The sequence below is a fragment of the Kocuria cellulosilytica genome (assembly GCF_040981245.1).
Classification (GTDB): Bacteria; Actinomycetota; Actinomycetes; order Actinomycetales; family Micrococcaceae; genus Kocuria; species Kocuria cellulosilytica.
This window is the reverse complement of record NZ_JAVFWZ010000168.1, coordinates 1-505: the sequence shown is the minus strand read 5'-3', so window position 1 is coordinate 505 and position 505 is coordinate 1. Positions and strand designations below refer to the sequence as shown.

General features: G+C 71.9%; 1 protein-coding gene. It reads right to left on the bottom strand.

Going from position 1 to position 505, the window contains the following annotated elements:
• A partial coding sequence (locus RCG67_RS17530) for a nitroreductase family protein (protein WP_368828107.1) occupies positions 1-302 on the bottom strand: 302 nt, incomplete at its 3' end.
• Positions 303-505 lie beyond the last annotated feature (203 nt).

Genomic DNA, 505 nt, shown 5'->3' with positions numbered 1-505 from the left:
TGCCAGTCGGCGTCGTAGCTGAGCACGGCGACGACGGGCGCGCCGGCCGTCTTGGCCCGGTTGCCCTCGGCCATGAGGGGGAGCAGGCGCTCCTTGGCCTCGGCGGAGCGGATCCAGGTGACGCGCAGCGGCTGGATGTTCATGGCCGTGGGGCCCATCTTGGCGAGCTCGAAGATCGCCCGCAGCTGCTCCTCGCCCACGGGCTCGTCGAGGAACTCCGAGGCCGTGCGGGCCTCGCGGAAGAGGAGATCGGCGGACATGGCGTCGAGGGCGATCTGGTCCTGGAGGGCGTGGGCGGTCATGGGGGTTCCTTCCGGGGTCGGGATCATTTGCTGTACGCGTCAACAAAATAGGAGGAGGATCTATGCCGCGTGCTCCTGTGCCGTCCGTCACGCCCCGGTGGGTACGCTGGGCCCATGTCCGCGACCCCGCCCGCCGCACGCCGCGCCCTGCTCCTGGGTGCGGCCCTGACCGGGGCGGGTGCCCTGCACCTGGCGCGCCCCGC